The organism is Cupriavidus malaysiensis, assembly GCF_001854325.1.
GTDB lineage: Bacteria > Pseudomonadota > Gammaproteobacteria > Burkholderiales > Burkholderiaceae > Cupriavidus > Cupriavidus malaysiensis.
In genome coordinates, this window is the sequence record NZ_CP017754.1 from 3,814,149 (window position 1) to 3,831,318 (window position 17,170).

Genomic DNA, 17,170 nt, shown 5'->3' on the forward strand with positions numbered 1-17,170 from the left:
GGCGGCAAAGGGGCCCTTCCCCAATCGCGAACGGATTCCGGCGCCGCCATGCCGCCGCGGCGAGGGTCCATCGGCCCGCACCGCGCCCACATGCTCTACAATCCGCCGACAGCCGGCACTCAGACCGGCCTGCCCGGCGGCTCCGGCCCGGGCACTAGGGTCTCTCCGATCACGACCAGCACGCCAAGTTCATGAAAGTCATTTCCTCCATCCACGAGCTGCGCGATCAGTTGCGCGGCCAGAACCGCGTCGCCTTCGTGCCCACCATGGGCAACCTGCACGAAGGCCATCTGTCGCTGATGCGGCTGGCGCGGCAGCACGGCGACCCGGTGGTGGCGTCGATCTTCGTCAACCGCCTGCAGTTCGGCCCCAACGAGGACTTCGACAAGTACCCGCGCACGCTGCAGGAGGACATCGAAAAGCTGCAGAAGGAAGGCGTCTACGTACTGTTCGCGCCCACCGAGCGCGACATGTACCCCGAGCCGCAGGAATACCGCGTCGAGCCGCCGCACGACCTGGGCGACATCCTCGAGGGCGAGTTCCGTCCGGGCTTCTTCAAGGGCGTGTGCACGGTGGTGATGAAGCTGTTCTCCTGCGCGCAGCCGCGCGTGGCGGTGTTCGGCAAGAAGGACTACCAGCAGCTGATGATCGTGCGCCGCATGGCCCACCAGTTCGCGCTGCCGATCGACATCGTGCCGGCCGAGACGGTGCGGGCCGAGGACGGCCTGGCGTTGTCCTCCCGCAACCGCTACCTGGCGCCGGACGAGCGCGCCGAGGCACCGGTGCTCTATCGCACGCTGCATGAGGTGCGCGATACCGTGCTGGCGAGCAATCCCGCTGCCACCGACCTGGCGGCAGTCGAGGCCCAGGCGCAGGCCAGCCTGGCCGCGCGCGGCTGGAAGCCCGACTACGTGGCCATCCGCAAGCGCAGCAACCTGCAGGCGCCGACCCGCGAGGAATTCGTCGCGGGCGAGCCGCTGGTGGTGCTGACCGCCGCCAAGCTGGGTGCGACCCGGCTGATCGACAACCTCGAGATCTGACGCAGCGCGCGCGCCGGCGGCTCCGCCCGGCGCACGCCGCAAGGCAGAACGCAAAACGCCCGGCATCAGCCGGGCGTTTTCTTGCCTCCCTGGCGCGCAGCCAGCCGCGTCAGGCCAGGCGCACGCCGGCGCGCTGGCGCTCGCGCGCGAGATGGCGCCGCTGCCCGCGCCGGCGCTTGAGCCAGATCAGCAGGCCGGTCACGGCGAAGGCCAGCGGCGCCAGGCCGAAGACCGTGATCAGGATCCTCCCCGGCAGCCCGAAGGCCTCGCCGGTATGCAGCGGATACAGCCAGTTCAGCAGGGTATCGCCGGCCGGCGCGCGCAGCGGGTCGCGCAGCCTCAGCACGGTGCCGCGGCGGGCATCGATCCAGACCCGGGTCGAGCCGCCGCCCTGGCGCACCTCGCCCGGCTGGCGCAGGCGCACCTCGTAGGCATCGTCCGGCTTGCGCGGCGGGCTGACGCGGGTCACGCGCGCCTGCGGAAAGGCGGCCAGAGCCGCTGCCATCGCCTGCCCGATCCCCAGCGGCACCGCACCGTCGGCACCGTCCACGGCGGGTGCCGAGAGCGGTTTCGCTCCGGGCGGCGTCACCGTCATCACCGCCCCCACCAGCGGCGTCACCCACTTGGGCAGGTTGAGATACCAGCCGGAAAAGGCCACCACCAGCACGATCGGTGCGACAAAGACGCCGCCGGCGCGGTGCAGCGAGTAGTTGAAGCGCGACCAGGAGCCGCCGTGGCGGATCGTGAGCGCCTGCCGCAGGGCGCCCCAGCGCAGCTTGGGCAGCCACAGCAGCAGCCCGCCCAGCGTGGTCAGCAGCATCAGCATGCCGGTGATGCCGGTGATGGTCTTGCCGGTCTCGCCCGCCAGCAGATAGCGGTGCAGGTGGAACAGCGTGGGCATCAGCAAGGGACGCGACAGGCCGGGCTGGCCCCAGATGCGTTCGCCCTGGATCGCCAGCGTGGCCGGATCGACCATGACCTGGCGCGAGCGTCCCGGCACGGCGCCGTCCGCGCCCTTGACCGCATACGAGGCGACGAAGACGCCGGACGGCCCGTCGGGCAGCATCAACAGGCGCGGCTTGCCATAGCGCGGATCCGCCGCGAGCCTGGCGGCCACCGCCTCCGCCTGGGCCGGCGTGACCGGCCCCGCGGCGGGTGCCGAAGCGCGCAGCAGCTCGGGATTGAGTACCGCATCCAGCTCATCGCGCCAGGCGATCACCGTGCCGGTCAGGCCCAGCAGCACGAAAACCAGCCCGAAGCTCAGGCCGAGGTAGAGATGGATCTTTTGCAGGACGGTACGGAGGCGGCCGGTGACCATGATGGAAAGGCGGCCGCCTGGCGTACCGCGAATGAGAATGCGAAGGATTTGCGATTCTAGCAGCAGCCCGGGACCGCGCGGGACCGCTGCGTGCGCAGGCTAGCCGTGCAGCGGCGCCAGCAGCCGGTCCAGGTCGAGATGGGCGGCCAGGGTATCGGCCAGCCGTTCGATGGAAGCCTCGCGCAGCGCCGCCAGGTCCACGCCCTCGGCCCCCGCCAGGCCGGCCCAGCGCAGCAGCGCGGCGCAGCCGGAGGGGTCGTCGAACAGGCCGTGCACATAGGTGGCCAGTACCTGCCCGTCGGCCGACAGGGCGCCGTCGGCGCGCCCGTCGTCCAGCGCCAGCGCGGGCCGCGCCAGGCCGGCCCCGGCGCTGACGCCCATGTGGATCTCGTAGCCCGTCACCGCGGCGGCGCCCCCCGGTGGCGCGCCCGGCTCGAGCAGCAGGCGGCCACCGACACGGCGCAGCTGCTTGCGCGCGGCCAGCGTGGTCTCGTAGTCGAGCAGGCCCAGGCCCGGACTGCTGCCCGCGCGCCCCTCGCGGCCGTCGGGATCGTGCAGGGCCCGGCCCAGCATCTGCATGCCCCCGCAGATGCCGATCACCTTGCCGCCATAGCGCAGGTGGCGCAGGATCGCCGCCTCCCAGCCTTCGGCGCGCAGATGCTCCAGGTCGGCGCGCACGCTCTTGCTGCCGGGCAGCACGATCAGGTCGGCCGGCGGCACCGGCATGCCCGGCCCGACGAAGCGCAGGTCGACCTGCGGATGGGCGCGCAGCGCATCGAAATCGGTATGGTTGGAGATGCGCGGCAGCACCGGCACGATCACGCGCAGCAAAGCCGTGCCGGTGCCGCGCTTGGCTCCCTGCGCGCTGGCGATGGCATCCTCGGCATCCAGGTGCAGGCCGTGCAGGTAGGGCAGCACGCCCAGCACCGGCTTGCCGGTGCGCGCCTCCAGCCAGTCCAGCCCTGGCTGCAGCAGCCCGATATCGCCGCGGAAGCGATTGATGACGAAGCCGGTCACGCGCGCGCGTTCGCTCTCCGACAGGCAGTCGAGCGTGCCGACCAGGTGAGCGAACACGCCGCCCCGGTCGATGTCGGCCACCAGCACCACCGGGCAGTCGACCGCCTCGGCAAATCCCATGTTCGCGATGTCGCGGTCACGCAGGTTGATCTCGGCCGGGCTGCCGGCGCCTTCCACCACCACCACCGCATAGGCCGTGCGCAAGCGCGCGTGCGAGGCCAGCACGGCCTTCATGGCCTCGGGCTTGTAGGCATGGTAGGCGCGCGCGTCGAGATCGAGGCGGGCACGGCCGTGGATGATGACCTGGGCGCCGGTGTCGCTGTTGGGCTTGAGCAGCACCGGATTCATGTCGGTGTGCGGCGCCAGTCCGGCGGCCTGGGCCTGCAGCGCCTGGGCCCGGCCGATCTCGCCGCCGTCGGCCGTGACCGCGCTGTTGAGCGCCATGTTCTGCGGCTTGAAGGGCGCCACCCGGATGCCGCGGCGCGCCAGCACGCGGCACAGCCCGGCCACCAGCGTGCTCTTGCCGGCGTCGGAGGTGGTGCCCTGCACCATCAGGGTGCCGTGCAAGGCGCCCGCCTTGATCGGAGCGGCTGCATCGGCTGCAACGTCGTCTGGGGAGTCTGGATCTCGCATGGCGCGGATTATCGCACCGGCCCCTCCCGCCGCGCGGCCGGACGGCCGCGTGCCGGCCGCGTGCCGGCCGGATAGGCGGCGGCTACAATACCCGGATGGAAACCCCGGCAACCGCTCTCGATGTCCCGCCCCAAGCCGCCGCGTCCCCTGCCACGGAGAACGGCCGCGCCGCGCGCGAGCTGACACTGGTACTGGGCGGCGCGCGCTCGGGCAAGAGCCACTTCGCCGAGCAGTTGGCCAGCGACCATGCGGCGCGCCACGGCGGCCCGGTCACCTACATCGCTACCGCCCGCCACGAAAGCGCCGGTGGCGACGAGGAAATGGAGTTGCGCATCGCGTTGCACCGTGCCCGCCGCCCCGCCAGCTGGAAGCTGGTGGAAGAGCCGCTGCACCTGGCCGACGCGCTCTACGCGCACGCCCGGCACGACGGCTGCATCCTGGTCGACTGCGCCACGCTGTGGCTGAACAACCTGCTCTTCCTCGACGCGCGCGGCTATCCCGAGCACGGCCTGATCACGCCGCCGGCCGCCTTCAGCGAGGAAATCGAGGCACTGCTGTCCGCCCTGCCCACACTGCCGGGCCACACCATCCTGGTCTCCAACGAGATCGGCTTCGGCGTGGTGCCGATGGGAGCGATCACCCGCTTCTATGTCGACGAGCTGGGCCGGCTCAACCAGAAGCTGGCTGCCGCCGCCGACCGCGTGCGGCTGCTGGTGGCCGGTATCCCGGTGGCGGTGAAAGGCGCGGACCCGGCATGATCCTGTTGTCCTGGCCGGCCTGCGTGGCCGCCGCGCTGGCAGGCGTCTGGCTGGACCGCCTGCTGGGCGAACCGCCGCGCTGGCACCCGCTGGTGGGCTTCGGCCGCCTCGCCGCCGCGCTCGAGTCCCGCCTGAACCGCCCCGCGCCGCCGCTGCGCCAGCGCCTGGCAGGGTTGGTGGCCTGGAGCCTGCTGGTGCTCGGGCCGGCCGCGCTGGCCTGGCTGCTGGTGGCTGCCGCGCAACGCGCCAGTCCCTGGCTGGCGCTGGCGCTGCACGCGCTGGCCCTGTATGCCGCGCTGGGCGCGCGCAGCCTGCAGCAGCATATCGCGCCGATCGCCGACGCCCTGAGCGCGCGGCACCTGGACGAGGCACGCCGCCTGACCGCCCGCATCGTCTCACGCGACACAGCCGACGCCGATACCGAGGCGCTCGCGCGCGCGGCCTGCGAATCGGCGCTGGAAAACGGCAACGATGCCATCTTCGGCGCGCTGTTCTGGTTCCTGGTAGGCGGCGCGCCCGCCGTGGTGCTGTTCCGCCTGGCCAATACGCTCGATGCCATGTGGGGCTACCGCACGCCGCGCCTGCTGCATTTCGGCTGGGCTGCCGCCCGCCTCGACGACCTGCTGAACCTGCTGCCGGCGCGCCTGACGGCGCTGTCCTACGCGCTGCTGGGTGCCACCGGCCCGGCGCTGCGCTGCTGGCGCACACAGGCGCCGGCCTGGTCCTCGCCCAATGCCGGCCCGGTGATGGCGGCCGGCGCAGGCGCGGTGGGCGTCGCCCTGGGCGGCCCGGCGCGCTACCACGGCGCCTGGGAGGACCGTCCGCCGCTCGGCGCCGGCGTCGCCCCCGGCGCCGCCGAAGTGCGCGCCTGCCTGCGCCTGGTGCGGCACACGCTGTGGCTGTGGCTGGCCCTCGCCGCGGCAGGCGCGCTCGCCTGCCTCGCGGTGGATCTCCGCGCCACGCTGGCCGCCACCTCCTGCCCTGCCGCCCACGCGTTCGCGCCGGCCCGCGCATGAAGACCGCATGAACACCAACACGACCGCACCGATCCGCCACGGCGGCGACCTGCGCGCCGCGTCACAGCGCTACGGCCGTCCGCTGCCGGACTGGCTCGACCTGTCGACCGGCATCAATCCCGACGGCTATCCGGTGCCGCCGCTGCCGGCCGACGCCTGGCAGCGCCTGCCCGAGGAGGATGACGGACTGGCCGAGGCCGCCGCACGCGCCTACGGCGCGCCGCTGGCGCTGCCGGTGGCCGGCTCGCAGGCCGCCATCCGCGCGCTGCCCGCGCTGCTGCCACCGGGCCGGGTCGGCATCGCCGCGCTCGGCTACAGCGAGTACGCCCCCGCCTTCGCCTTCGCCGGCCACACCGTGGTGCCGCTCGACGAAGCGACCCTGCACGACCCCGGCCTCGGCGGCACCCTGGCGGCGCTCGATCACCTCGTCGTGGTCAATCCCAACAATCCGACCGGGCGCCTGCTGCCACCCGCCACGCTGGCCGCCTGGCACGCGGCGCTGGCCGCGCGCGGCGGCACGCTGCTGCTGGACGAGGCCTTCATGGACTGCCTCGGGCACGGCTCGCTGGCCGCGCAGGCGCATCTGCCGGGCCTGGTGGTACTGCGCTCGCTGGGCAAGTTCTATGGGCTGGCCGGCCTGCGCTGCGGCTTCGTGCTGGCGGCGCCCGCCCTGCTGGCGGCGCTGCGCGAGCGGCTCGGGCACTGGAGCGTGTCGGGCCCGGCGCGGGCCGTCGCTCGGCTGGCGCTGCAAGACAGCGCCTGGCAGGCCGCCACGCGCCTGCGGCTGGCCCAGGCCGGCGCGCGCCTGGGCAGCGTGCTGTGCGCAGCCGGCCTGGCGCCGGTCGGCCAGCCCTTGTTCCAATGGGTACCCTGCCAGCAGGCCGGCGCCCTGCACGTGGCGCTGGCCCGGCAAGGCATCTGGACCCGCCTGTTCGACGCCGCCGGTGGCTGTCCGCCGAGCCTGCGCCTGGGCCTGCCGCCCGATCGCGCGCAGGACTGGGCGCGCCTGCGCCAGGGCCTGGACGTGGCCCTGGCCGACACCGGCAGCACCGGCCATGTCGATTCCCTGCCGCCCGCCGCCGGCGCGGCGGACTGAACCCTCCCGCCCCTCCGCATGCCCAAGCCCCCGCTCCTTGTCCTGCCGCGCGCCCGCGCGCCACGCCGTCTTGCCGCCGCGCTGCTGGCGCTGTCCCTGTACCAGGCGGCGCCGGCCGCCCGGGCCGCGCTCAGCGTGGTCGACGACGCCGGCCAGACCGTGACGCTGGCCGCGCCCGCCAGGCGCGTGGTATCGCTGGCGCCGCACGTCACCGAGCTGCTGTACGCGGCCGGCGGCGGCGAGCGCATTGTCGGCACGGTCAGCTACAGCGACTACCCGCCGACCGCGCGGGACATCCCGCGCGTGGGCGACAACAAGGCGCTCGACCTGGAGCGCATCGCCGCGCTCAAGCCCGACCTGATCGTGGTCTGGCGCCACGGCAATGCCCAGCAGCAGATCGACCGGCTGCGCGCGCTCGGCCTGCCGCTGTTCTTCAGCGAGCCGCGCCGCCTCGACACCATCGCCGAGGACATCGAGAAACTCGGCACCCTGCTCGGTACCGCGCCGGTGGCGGCGCGCGCCGCCACCGACTTCCGCGGACGCATCGAGAGCCTGCGCAAGACCTATGCGGCCCGGCCGCCGGTGACGGTGTTCTACCAGGTATGGCAGCGCCCTCTGATGACGCTCAACGGCCGCCACCTGGTCAGCGACATGCTGGCCCTGTGCGGCGGCCGCAATCTCTTCGCCGACGCCACGCCGCTGGTGCCGACGGTGACCGAGGAGGCCGTGGTAGCCGGCAATCCCGAGGCCATGGTCACGGCCGGCATGGGCGCAACCCGTGCCGACCGGCCGCTGGCCGACTTCTCGATGTGGGAGCGCTGGAAGCAGGTGACGGCGGTCGCGCGCGGCAACCTCTTCGTGATCGACGGCGACCTGATCAACCGCGCCGGCCCGCGCGTGGCGCAGGGGGCGGAAATCCTCTGCAAGGACCTGGAGCAGGCGCGCGCCCGGCGGCCCGCGCGCTGAGCGCGCTCAACTCTCCGAGCGCGCCCGGGCTTCAGCCGGCGGGCAGGCGGTTCCACCACCCGAGCACCGGCGCGCCGGCGCCGAGCCGGAAGCCGGCGCTGGCGCCGAAGCCGATCGGCCAGCCCAGCGTGCGCGCCAGCGGCAGGCCGAGCCAGTGGGCCGCCAGCATGCGCATGGGCCCGGCGTGGCAGACCACCCAGATGCAGCCCTGCCCTGCACCGTCCGCCGCCAGCGCGTCGGCCCAGCCGGCCACGCGCGCCAGCGCGTTCCCGGCGCTTTCGCCGCCGTGCGGCCGCGCGCCGAGCAGGTCGGCCGCCCACGCATCGAGCTGCGCGCGGGCAATGCCATCCCAGGGGCGGCCCTCCCAGGCACCGAAATCCATCTCGCGCAAGGCGGGCTCCAGCTCGACGGCAGGCAGCGCCGTGGCCTCGGGCCACCCCGCCGGCCACGCTTCGCGCAGCAGGGCCGCGGTCTGCGCGGCGCGCGCCAGCGGGCTGGCGATGATGCGCACGGGCGCCCGCCCGCCCAGCGCCGCCGCCATGCCGGCGGGGGCCGGCGTGGTCGGCTGCGCCAGTTCGAGGTCGAGGCTGCCATAGCAGATGCCTTCGGCCACGGCGGGACGCGCGTGGCGGATCAGGACCACGTCCATGCAGCCGCCAGCAGGTAGATCAGTAGTTCGGCGAGTTGCTGGGCCATGCCCAGGCAATCGCCGGTATAGCCGCCGATGCGACGTACGAAATAGCGCCCCAGGCTCCAGCGCAGCGCCAGCAAGGCCAGCAGCGCGGCCGCGGCGAAGGCCGGCGCCAGGGCCAGCAGCGGCAGCACCCCGCAGGCCAGCGCGAAGGCCAGACCGAAGCCGGCCAGCCGCTGCGCCACCGGCTTGGCCTTGCCTTCGGCGCGCACATAGTCGAGCGTGGCCAGGTAGCTGGCGGCGAGCGCGCGGCTGGCGCCATGCGCAGCCACCAGCACGGCGAGCAGCACCGGCGTGCCGCCGCGCGCGTGGACCGCCAGCAGCAACTGCCACTTGAGCAGCAGCGCGAGCACCAGCGCGATCGCGCCGAAGGCACCGATGCGCGAATCGTGCATGATGCGCAGCACGTCTTCGCGCGCGAAGGCTCCGCCGAAGGCATCGACGCAATCGGCCAGGCCGTCCTCGTGGAAGGCGCCGGTCAGCAGCAACGTCAGCGCCATGCCGAGCAGCACGGCCACCGCGGGCGGCCACCACTGCAGGGCTCCCCAGGTCGTGAGCGCGCCCAGCGCGCCGACCAGCAGGCCGACCAGCGGAAAGTAGCGCGCAGCCGCGTTCAGGTAGTGCGGCGCGAAACCGACCCAGCGCGCCAGCGGCGCCGGCAGCGGCAAGCGCGTGAAGTAGCCCAGCGCGGTGAGGAAATAGCGCAGTTCATCAGCCATCGGCACCTGCCTTCCCGGCATGCCCGGGCACCGTCGCCGGGCCGCACGGCGGCTGCAGCGCGACGGTCCCCGCGGCGCTCATCCCGCGGTGCTCACGCCGGCGCTGCCGAAGGTGGCCATCTCGCGCAGGAAGGCCGTGGCCGAGACCAGCAGCGGCCACGCCAGCGCAGCGCCGGTGCCCTCGCCCAGGCGCAGGTCGAGCGCCAGCAGCGGCTGGGCACCGAAGTGCGCCAGCAGCGCGCGATGGCCCTGCTCATGCGAGCAATGCGAGAACACGCAATAGTCCAGCACCGCGGGCTCGAGGCGCTGCGCCACCAGCAGCGCGGCCGAAGCGATGAAGCCGTCGACCACGATCACCATGCGGCTGGCGGCGGCGGCCAGGAAGGCGCCGGTCATCATGGCGATCTCGAAGCCGCCGAAGGCCGCCAGCGCATCGAGCGGCTCGACCGCGTCGGCATGCCGCGCCAGCGCGCCGGCCAGCACTTCGCGCTTGTGCGCCAGCCCGGCGTCGTCCAGGCCGGTGCCGCGCCCGATGCACTGCTCGATCGGCGTCCCCGTCAGCCGGCTCATCAGGCAGGCGGCGGAGGAGGTATTGCCGATGCCCATCTCACCGAAGGCGATGGCGTTGCTGCCCAGGCGTGCGTGGCTCAGCACGCGTGCCATGCCGGTGGTCAAGGCCAGCTCCAGCTGGCCCGGGTCCATGGCGCGCACCTCGGCGAAATTGCGCGTGCCGTTGGCGATGCGCGCATTGACCAGGCCCGGCGCCGGCGGCAGCGGCGCGCGCACGCCGGCATCGACCACCTCCAGCGCGATGCCGTGCTGGCGCGTGAAGACGTTGATGGCCGCGCCGCCGGCGACGAAGTTGCGCACCATCTGCGCCGTGACCTCGGGCGGATAGGCGCTGACGCCGGCGGCGGCGATGCCGTGGTCGGCAGCGAACACGAGCAATGCCGGACGCTTGAGCTCGGGCTTGGCGCCGCCCAGGATCATGCCGAGGCGCAGCGCCAGCGTCTCGAGCTGTCCGAGGGCGCCGAGCGGCTTGGTCTTGTCGTCGATGGCGGCCTGCAGCACGGGGCGCAGCGAGGCGTCGAGCGGGGCGATGTGGGGAAGCTGCATGGGTAAGGCTCTTGCTATGGCTCTTGCGGAAAAGGTTGCCGGCGCCCGGGCTACATCTCGATGCCCTTCTGCGCCTTGATGCCTTGCTGGAAGGCGTGCTTGACCGGCGCCATCTCGGTCACCGTGTCGGCCGCCTCGATCAGCGCCGGCGGCGCACCGCGCCCGGTGATGACGACGTGCTGCATGGGCGGGCGCGCACGCAGGTCGGCGATCACGCGGTCCACGTCAAGATAGTGCAGCTTGAGGGCGATGTTCAACTCGTCGAGCAGGACCAGGCTGATGGCGGGGTCGCGCAGCATGCCGCGCGCGATCTCCCAGGCGGCCTCGGCCTTGGCCACGTCGCGCGCTCGGTCCTGCGTCTCCCAGGTATAGCCCTCGCCCATCACGTGGAAGGCGCAGACATCCGGGAAGCGGCGCAGGAACATCTCCTCGCCGCTGGGAAAAGCGCCCTTGATGAACTGCACCACGCCGGCGCGCATGCCATGGCCCAGCGCCCGCACCACCATGCCGAAGCCCGAGCTGGACTTGCCCTTGCCATTGCCGGTGGTGATGACGATGACCCCGCGTTCGGCCTGGGCGGCGGCGATCTTGGCATCCACCACCTCCTTCTTGCGCACCATGCGTGCCTTGTGGCGCGCATCGCGGCCCGCGTCGTCGGGGGTGTCGGGGGTGCCTGGCGTGTTCTCTTCGTGTTCTGCTTGCGTCATATCGGTTCTGCGGAATCCAGGTAGTCTAGCGGGTGCCGTGGCCGTCCGGCGCGGCGTCGGGGTGGCCGTCGGCAACCAGCGCGGTGCGGTATCCATCGCTCACCGCGACGATCGGCGTGCGCAGTGCGGTGGAACAATGTCCGGGCGTCAGCACTTCGGCCGCCGGGCCGTGCAGCGCGCGGCCATCCTCGGCCATCAGCAGCGCGTGGCTGGCATAGCGCCGTGCCAGGTTGAGGTCATGCAGGATCACCAAGACGGCGTGGCTGCCGGCGCGCGCCAGCGCGGCCAGCGTGTCGAGCACGAGGATCTGGTGGCGCAGGTCGAGATGGGACACCGGCTCATCGAGCAGCAGCAGCGGCGCCTGCTGCGCCAGCACCGCGGCCAGCGCCACGCGCTGGCGCTCGCCGCCCGACAGGGTCAGCACGTCGCGCGCGGCCAGGCCGGACAGGTCGAGCGCGGCGAGCGCCGCCTCGACCACCAGCTCGTCTTCGCGCCGGGCGAAGCCCCAGCCGGCCAGGTGCGGGTAGCGGCCCACCCGCACGGCGTCGCGCACGCGCATCGAAAATGTGTCATGCACGGTCTGCGGCAGGTAGGCGCGCTGCCTGGCCAGCACGGCCGGCGACACCTCGCCCAGTGCCTGGCCGTCGATCGCCACCGCGCCGCCGTCGGGCCGGCGCAGGCCGGCCAGCACGGCCATCAGGGTGGACTTGCCGACGCCGTTGGGCCCAACCAGGCACCACAGCTCGCCCGGCCGGATCTCCAGGTCGAGCGCCGGCAGCAGCTCGCGCGCCCCGGCCCGCAGGGACAGGCCGCGCGCCGTCAGCACCGGGCAGGCAGCCAGCGGCTGCCGCCAGGGCGTGTCGGCGGCCCCGGCCGGGGCATGGCTCGGGTGCGTCATCGCGGCCTCCGCAGCAGCAGGAAGAGGAAGGTCGGCACGCCCAGCAAGGCCGTGATCACGCCCACCGGCAGTTGCGCCGGCGCGATCACCGTGCGCGCGGCCAGGTCGGCCGCCATCAGCAAGGTACCGCCCAGCAGCGCCGAAGCCGGCAACAGCAGGCGCTGGTCGTTGCCCCAGGCCAGCCGCACCAGGTGCGGCACGACCAGCCCGATGAAGCCGATCGAGCCGGCCGTGGTGATGGCCGCGGCGATCGCCAGCGAGGCCACCAGGAAGGCGCCCAGGCGCACCAGGCCGACACGCACGCCGAGCGACTGCGCCACGGTCTCGCCGAGCAGCATCACATTGAGCGCGCGCGCCATCGGCATGGCCAGCAGCAGTCCCGCCGCCAGCGCCAGCAGCGCCGGCCAGAACACCGCCGCGCCGCCCAGGTCGCCGGTCAGCCAGAACAGCATGCCGCGCAAGCGCGATTCCGGCGCCACCGACAGGATCAGCGTGATCAGCGCACCCCAGCCGGCGGCCAGGATGACCCCCGTCAGCAACAGCCGCGTACCCGCCTCCTGGTGGCCGCCCTGGACTTGCGGATGCAGCAGGTCGCGGCGCGCCAGCGCCGCCACCAGCAGCATCGAGCCGAGCGCGCCGGCGGCGGCGCCGGCCTGCACCATCCACCAGGGCAGCATCAGCAGCATGGCCAGCAGCGCGCCGGTGGAGGCCCCGCCGGACACGCCCAGCACATAAGGCTCGGCCAGCGGATTGCGCAGCAGCACCTGCATCAGCGCGCCGGCCAGCGCCAGCAGGCCGCCGCAGGCGAAGGCCGCAGCCGCGCGCGGCAGGCGCAGCTCGCGCACGATGGCACCGGCGGTGCCGGCGCCATCGGCCAGCGCGTGCCACAGTTCGGCGGGCGCCAGCGAGACGCTGCCGAGCGCCAGCGACAGCGCGAACACGGCCGCGCCGGCCAGCGCCAGCACGCCCCAGATCCGCAGGGCGCGGCGCAGCTCAGGCATGCGCCCCCCGGGCGGCCGCGTTCACTGGCGCCAGCCCAGCGTGATAAAGCCGGCCCGGCCCTGCGTGTTGTAGGGATAGGCAAGCTGGTAGTTCTTGTCGAACAGGTTTTCCACGCGGGCGGCGACGAACCATTGCTTGTTGATGTTGTAGCGGGCGTTGAGGTTGACGATACCGTATCCGCCCAGCGTGCGCGAGCCGGTATCCAGGCGCGCGGACGACAACAGCCATTCCCCACCGAAACGCCAGTTGCCGAAGTTGCGGCCCAGGTCCAACGCGACGTGGCGGCGCGCGCGGCGCAACAATTGCGCATTTGCCTGCTCGTCGACCGGGTTCTGGAAGGTGACGCTGGCCCCCACGTCGGTGCCCCACAGCGTAGCGCGCCACGATGCCTCTACACCCTGCACCTTGGCCTTGTTCACGTTCAGCGGCGCAAGCAGGCCGCCGGGCAGCGTGGTGTTGACGATCAGGTTGTCGTAGCGGGTCTCGAAAGCGGTCACGCGCACAAGCCCTGCGTTCGCCGTGCTGTATTGCAAGCCGGCCTCGGCAGATTTCGCGCGCTCAGGCCGCAGGTTCGGATTGCCGAAACCAGGGTAGTACAGTTCATTGAAGGTCGGCGCGCGGAAGGCATTGCTCACGCTGGCAATCAGCTTGAGCGCCTCGGTCAGCTGGAAACCGTAGCCGACGCGGAAACTCGCCTGATTGCCAAAGTCCGAGTAATGGTCATTGCGTGCGTTGAACTGCAACTGGTGCCTGCCGATGCGCCCGTCATAGCCGCCGAACACAGAGAACACATTACGCGAAGGACTGAATGAGCTGCCGTAGGCGCTGGCGTCGAGCGCCTGCTGCAGGTAGTCCGTACCGAACATCAAGGTGTGCGCGGCCGCGAGCGCGTACTCGTTCTGCCAATTGAACTGGCGGTTACGCGTATAGAAGGCGCCGTTTTGAACGCCATTTAGGAAAGTGTCACTACGGTCTTCGCTCTGCGCCAGCCTGAAATGTGTCGCCCAGTCCGGCGTCAACTTACCGTTGACGAAGGCCTGTGCGGTGTACAACTCGCTGTTGGTGCGGTTGTCGTCGGTGGGACGCCCGGATGCGCTGTCGAAGGACAGCTTGCTCTTGGAGTAGTAGCCGCTGAGGCCGGCATCCCAGTCAGGCGTGAAGCGATGCTTCACCTGACCCGACACGCTCTGGTTCTCATACGGATTGTCGTTTGGATTCGCGCGCGGCGCCTGGCGCGTATTGATGGCCGAGAAGCCATCGGTCTTGAAAGCGGAACCGGCCAGGTTGAACGAGGTATCGCCCACCTGCCCTCCGTAGCCCACGGCGCCCTGCCTCGTATTGTTGCTACCGTATTCCACTTGCGCATTGGCCGCCGGCGCTTGGCCCGCACCGCTCTTCGTGAAGATCTGTACCACGCCGCCAATGGCGTCTGATCCATAGAGCGCTGACACGTTGCCCCGCACAACTTCGATGTGGTCAATCTGGTCGGGCAGGATGTTGGCGAGTTGAGCAGTACCCGTGCTGGACGAGGACACCCGCACGCCATCGATCAGGATGAGCACCTGGTTGGAATTGGCACCACGCAGATAGAGCGAGGTGTTGGCCCCCATGCCGCCGTTGGTAGCAAACTCAACGCCGGCCTGACTGCGCAGCAGCGTACGCAGATCCGGCGCCTGTGAGTTGATGATGTCGTCCCGCGTCACGACTGTGGTATGCGCGAGCGCGTCGGTAATGGGCTGCGCGGTGCGCGTCGAGGTGACAACCACCGGTGCGAGCTGGGTGGCAGGCTGCTCGCTTGCAGACTGCGCGTAAGCATGCGCAGAAGTCAGGGCGGACGTGGCAAGGGTCGCGAATACGATGGCGAAGGACGATCGCGCCGGAGGCAGTGCCGGGCGATTCAACCTGTAAAGCGATGAACGCATAACGTAGGGGCAGGAAAGACGGCCGGGCCCGTTCCCCCGCGGGCCGAATGGCGATGAAGCGTGCCGCACAAGGGCGGCCGCCCGCGTCCAGGCCGGTATCCGGGCTGGCGACCTCAGCACGGCCGCCTTCCCGGGCCCATGTGGACCCAGTGGCTGGTTGACCGGCCTTGCGAAACCGGGATGCGGATTCGCGTCGCTTACCGTTGCGGGGGCAGCACAGGTTGGCCCGTCCCGACCTGGCGTCGGTGCGGCTCCCTGTTTCCCGTTGAACTGCCCCCGCGTGGCGACGAGGGGGCGAGCACCTGAAGCGTGCGCGAGTGTAGGCAGTTTCCCCGCCAGCGTCAATGCGCGCCGCGGAACCGCCGCCACGGTGGCGGTTGGCCGACGTTGCAAGGGCGATGCCAATACAATGCTGGCAACTTCGCCGCGGTTGCGGGGTCACAACGGCGCCTCGCGCATCGCTGGCATGGCGGCGCTTGGGCTAGAATCCGGATACTCCGACACCATGCACCCGACAGGCACTATGCTCAACGAACTCGAACAACTCGCCGCCAAGATCGGCCGCGTGCTGCATCACGCGGACACCCTGGCGGCGGAAAACCAGCGGCTGCGCGAGGAGATCGGACGCCTGCGTGCCGAAGCCGACCAACTGCGCGGCGAGCGCGAGGCCATGGCGGCCGACCGCGAGCTGCTGAACATCAAGATCGAGGAAGCGCAGTTGCGCATCCAGTCCATCCTCGACAAGCTGCCCACGGCAGGCGATGCGCGCCAGCTCGACCTGCTCGGCGAGGGCGAAGCCGCCCAGCCCCGGCAGCAAGCCTCCGGAGAACATGCATGAGCAACAAGCAAGTCGAAGTCAATATCGCCGGCCAGGCTTACCGCTTCGCCATCGCGGCAGAAAACGAGGCCGCGCTGCTGGAGGCGGTTTCGCTGGTCGATGGGCGCATGACCCGCCTCAAGTCCGGCGGCGGCGCCAAGGGTGTGGAGCGTGTGGCAGTGATGGCGGCCATCAGCCTCGCCTCCGACCTGCTGGCGGCGCAGCGCAAGCAGCAGGAGGAAGGCGCGATCCCGGTGGACGCCGTACGTGCCCGCATCCGCGAACTCAACGAGCGTGCCGACGAGGCACTGCGGCAGTACGCACACGTGGGAACCGACGCGCCGGCCGCGCGGAGCTGAAGCCGGCCGCGGCGGGATGTGGAGCGGATGTCGCGCACCGTGCGCAAAATGTAACGGTCCGGTACGACGGGCTTGGTCTGCGAGACAGTGCGGTGTATAGTGTAGCCAGACTGCACGACGCCACACAGGTGCAGCAAAATGGTCGGGTTACCGCGCCTGGCCGCCGTTCTCATCCCATCCTAGTTAGAAACGGCAAACGTCTGACATCGCACTTGGTGCTCCGCTCCGGGTGATCTTCGAAAGTCAGACGTTTGACAGTTTCCCTGCCTGGTTCGTAAGGGTCATAAACTCCTTGAACCGATATGCATTGCATGGTGCGGGATCATGTCGCGTGGGCGAGCGCGTCACAACATTCATAGTCCGGGCCGAGCCTGGACTCCCTGAGTGGGTGATGTACCCGAAATGCGACTTCCGCAGCCACTCTGAACCTCACTTGGGTTCAGGATGCCGACCCAGCGGCCGAGGCGGGGACCCCCTTCAACAAGGCGGTGGTGCAGACCACCGCCTTTTTTCTTGCCTGCGTTCTTGCCTGCGGCCGGCTCGGCGGTCGTCACTTGCGGCCCGCCGCCGCGCCACCAGAGGATCTGCTGATGAGCCGTTCCGCCACGCCCGCCGCCGAAACCCGCGCCCGCCAGTACTGGCTGATGAAATCGGAGCCAGACGAGGCCAGCATCGACACGCTCGCCGAACGGGGCACCCTGCCCTGGACCGGCGTGCGCAACTACCAGGCGCGCAACTTCATGCGCGATGCCATGCGCGTCGGCGACGGCGTGCTGTTCTATCACTCCTCGTGCCCGGAGCCCGGCATTGCCGGCCTGGCCGAGGTCTGCTCGACGCCCTACCCTGACCCGACGCAGTTCGAGCGGGCCAGCCACTACTACGACGCCGCCTCCAAGCCGGAAGCGCCACGCTGGATGCTGGTGGACGTGCGCTTCGTGCAGAAGAGCGCGCTGATCTCCCTGCCCGAGCTGCGCGCGCACGAGGCGCTGGCCGACATGGTCGTGCTCCGGCGCGGCAACCGGCTCTCGATCACGCCGGTGACCCCGGCCGAATGGCGCTACATCACCACGCGCCTGATGCGCTGACGCCCGCCGC

Annotated in this window: 17 protein-coding genes, 1 other RNA gene and 1 riboswitch; of the genes, 9 read left to right on the forward strand and 9 right to left on the reverse strand. The window is 71.4% G+C overall.

The features are described 5' to 3' along the window. The first annotated feature begins 191 nt into the window (after positions 1–191). The gene (panC, locus tag BKK80_RS17225; protein ID WP_071014997.1) at positions 192–1,040 is read left to right on the forward strand and encodes a pantoate--beta-alanine ligase; all 849 of its coding nucleotides are present in this window, start codon (positions 192–194) and stop codon (positions 1,038–1,040) included. 109 nt (positions 1,041–1,149) lie between these two features. Here the strand turns inward: panC and BKK80_RS17230 are convergent, their stop codons facing one another. Both BKK80_RS17230 and BKK80_RS17235 read right to left on the reverse strand, forming a co-directional pair. Further along, complete coding sequence (locus BKK80_RS17230) at positions 1,150–2,358, reverse strand: PepSY-associated TM helix domain-containing protein (RefSeq protein ID WP_071070307.1); 1,209 nt, start codon at positions 2,356–2,358, stop codon at positions 1,150–1,152. 99 nt (positions 2,359–2,457) lie between these two features. After that, the gene (locus tag BKK80_RS17235; protein ID WP_071070900.1) at positions 2,458–3,927 is read right to left on the reverse strand and encodes a cobyric acid synthase; all 1,470 of its coding nucleotides are present in this window, start codon (positions 3,925–3,927) and stop codon (positions 2,458–2,460) included. 176 nt (positions 3,928–4,103) lie between these two features. On the opposite strand from BKK80_RS17235, the gene cobU reads away from it, so the two are divergent. Genes cobU through BKK80_RS17255 form a run of 4 tightly spaced genes read left to right on the forward strand, consistent with a single transcriptional unit; the run spans position 4,104 to position 7,844 of the window. Continuing rightward, positions 4,104–4,766, forward strand: coding sequence for a bifunctional adenosylcobinamide kinase/adenosylcobinamide-phosphate guanylyltransferase (gene cobU / locus BKK80_RS17240; protein ID WP_071015003.1), 663 nt, complete (start codon positions 4,104–4,106; stop codon positions 4,764–4,766). Then, positions 4,763–5,782: an adenosylcobinamide-phosphate synthase CbiB gene (gene cbiB, locus BKK80_RS17245; RefSeq protein WP_071070309.1), complete on the forward strand. Its 1,020-nt coding sequence runs from the start codon at positions 4,763–4,765 to the stop codon at positions 5,780–5,782. The genes cobU and cbiB overlap by 4 nt, the downstream gene beginning before the upstream one ends. Positions 5,783–5,789: 7 nt before the next feature. Further along, on the forward strand, positions 5,790–6,878 hold the full coding sequence (cobD, locus tag BKK80_RS17250) for a threonine-phosphate decarboxylase CobD (protein ID WP_071070311.1): 1,089 nt from the start codon (positions 5,790–5,792) through the stop codon (positions 6,876–6,878). Positions 6,879–6,896: 18 nt separating this feature from the next. Then, positions 6,897–7,844, forward strand: coding sequence for a cobalamin-binding protein (locus tag BKK80_RS17255; RefSeq protein ID WP_084545605.1), 948 nt, complete (start codon positions 6,897–6,899; stop codon positions 7,842–7,844). A gap of 31 nt (positions 7,845–7,875) precedes the next feature. Here the strand turns inward: BKK80_RS17255 and BKK80_RS17260 are convergent, their stop codons facing one another. The 7 genes from BKK80_RS17260 to BKK80_RS17290 form a co-directional block, all read right to left on the reverse strand. Further along, positions 7,876–8,493: a histidine phosphatase family protein gene (locus tag BKK80_RS17260; RefSeq protein ID WP_071015011.1), complete on the reverse strand. Its 618-nt coding sequence runs from the start codon at positions 8,491–8,493 to the stop codon at positions 7,876–7,878. Continuing rightward, positions 8,478–9,254, reverse strand: a complete 777-nt coding sequence (locus tag BKK80_RS17265) for an adenosylcobinamide-GDP ribazoletransferase (protein ID WP_071015014.1) — start codon at positions 9,252–9,254, stop codon at positions 8,478–8,480. Before BKK80_RS17265 ends, BKK80_RS17260 begins: the two co-directional genes overlap by 16 nt. 78 nt (positions 9,255–9,332) lie before the next feature. Continuing rightward, positions 9,333–10,370 (reverse strand): nicotinate-nucleotide--dimethylbenzimidazole phosphoribosyltransferase, encoded by a 1,038-nt coding sequence (gene cobT / locus BKK80_RS17270; protein WP_071015016.1) that lies wholly within the window; start codon positions 10,368–10,370, stop codon positions 9,333–9,335. 50 nt (positions 10,371–10,420) lie between these two features. After that, positions 10,421–11,077 (reverse strand): cob(I)yrinic acid a,c-diamide adenosyltransferase, encoded by a 657-nt coding sequence (cobO, locus tag BKK80_RS17275; RefSeq protein ID WP_071070314.1) that lies wholly within the window; start codon positions 11,075–11,077, stop codon positions 10,421–10,423. A gap of 25 nt (positions 11,078–11,102) precedes the next feature. Further along, a complete protein-coding gene (locus BKK80_RS17280; RefSeq protein ID WP_071037948.1) occupies positions 11,103–11,975 on the reverse strand; it encodes an ABC transporter ATP-binding protein in 873 nt (290 codons plus the stop codon). Next, positions 11,972–12,976, reverse strand: a complete 1,005-nt coding sequence (locus BKK80_RS17285) for a FecCD family ABC transporter permease (RefSeq protein WP_071015024.1) — start codon at positions 12,974–12,976, stop codon at positions 11,972–11,974. Before BKK80_RS17285 ends, BKK80_RS17280 begins: the two co-directional genes overlap by 4 nt. Positions 12,977–12,997: 21 nt before the next feature. Beyond that, positions 12,998–14,899: a TonB-dependent receptor domain-containing protein gene (locus BKK80_RS17290; protein ID WP_071015027.1), complete on the reverse strand. Its 1,902-nt coding sequence runs from the start codon at positions 14,897–14,899 to the stop codon at positions 12,998–13,000. 86 nt (positions 14,900–14,985) lie between these two features. After that, positions 14,986–15,206, reverse strand: a riboswitch (cobalamin riboswitch). 216 nt (positions 15,207–15,422) lie between these two features. Here BKK80_RS17290 and BKK80_RS17295 point away from each other — a divergent pair. From BKK80_RS17295 to BKK80_RS17310, 4 genes are all read left to right on the forward strand, one after another. Beyond that, positions 15,423–15,737: a hypothetical protein gene (locus BKK80_RS17295; protein WP_071015030.1), complete on the forward strand. Its 315-nt coding sequence runs from the start codon at positions 15,423–15,425 to the stop codon at positions 15,735–15,737. Beyond that, on the forward strand, positions 15,734–16,075 hold the full coding sequence (locus BKK80_RS17300) for a cell division protein ZapA (RefSeq protein WP_071015031.1): 342 nt from the start codon (positions 15,734–15,736) through the stop codon (positions 16,073–16,075). The genes BKK80_RS17295 and BKK80_RS17300 overlap by 4 nt, the downstream gene beginning before the upstream one ends. A gap of 257 nt (positions 16,076–16,332) precedes the next feature. Then, a non-coding RNA gene (gene ssrS / locus BKK80_RS17305) (6S RNA) lies at positions 16,333–16,550 on the forward strand. A gap of 115 nt (positions 16,551–16,665) precedes the next feature. After that, positions 16,666–17,160: an EVE domain-containing protein gene (locus BKK80_RS17310; protein WP_071015034.1), complete on the forward strand. Its 495-nt coding sequence runs from the start codon at positions 16,666–16,668 to the stop codon at positions 17,158–17,160. Positions 17,161–17,170 lie beyond the last annotated feature (10 nt).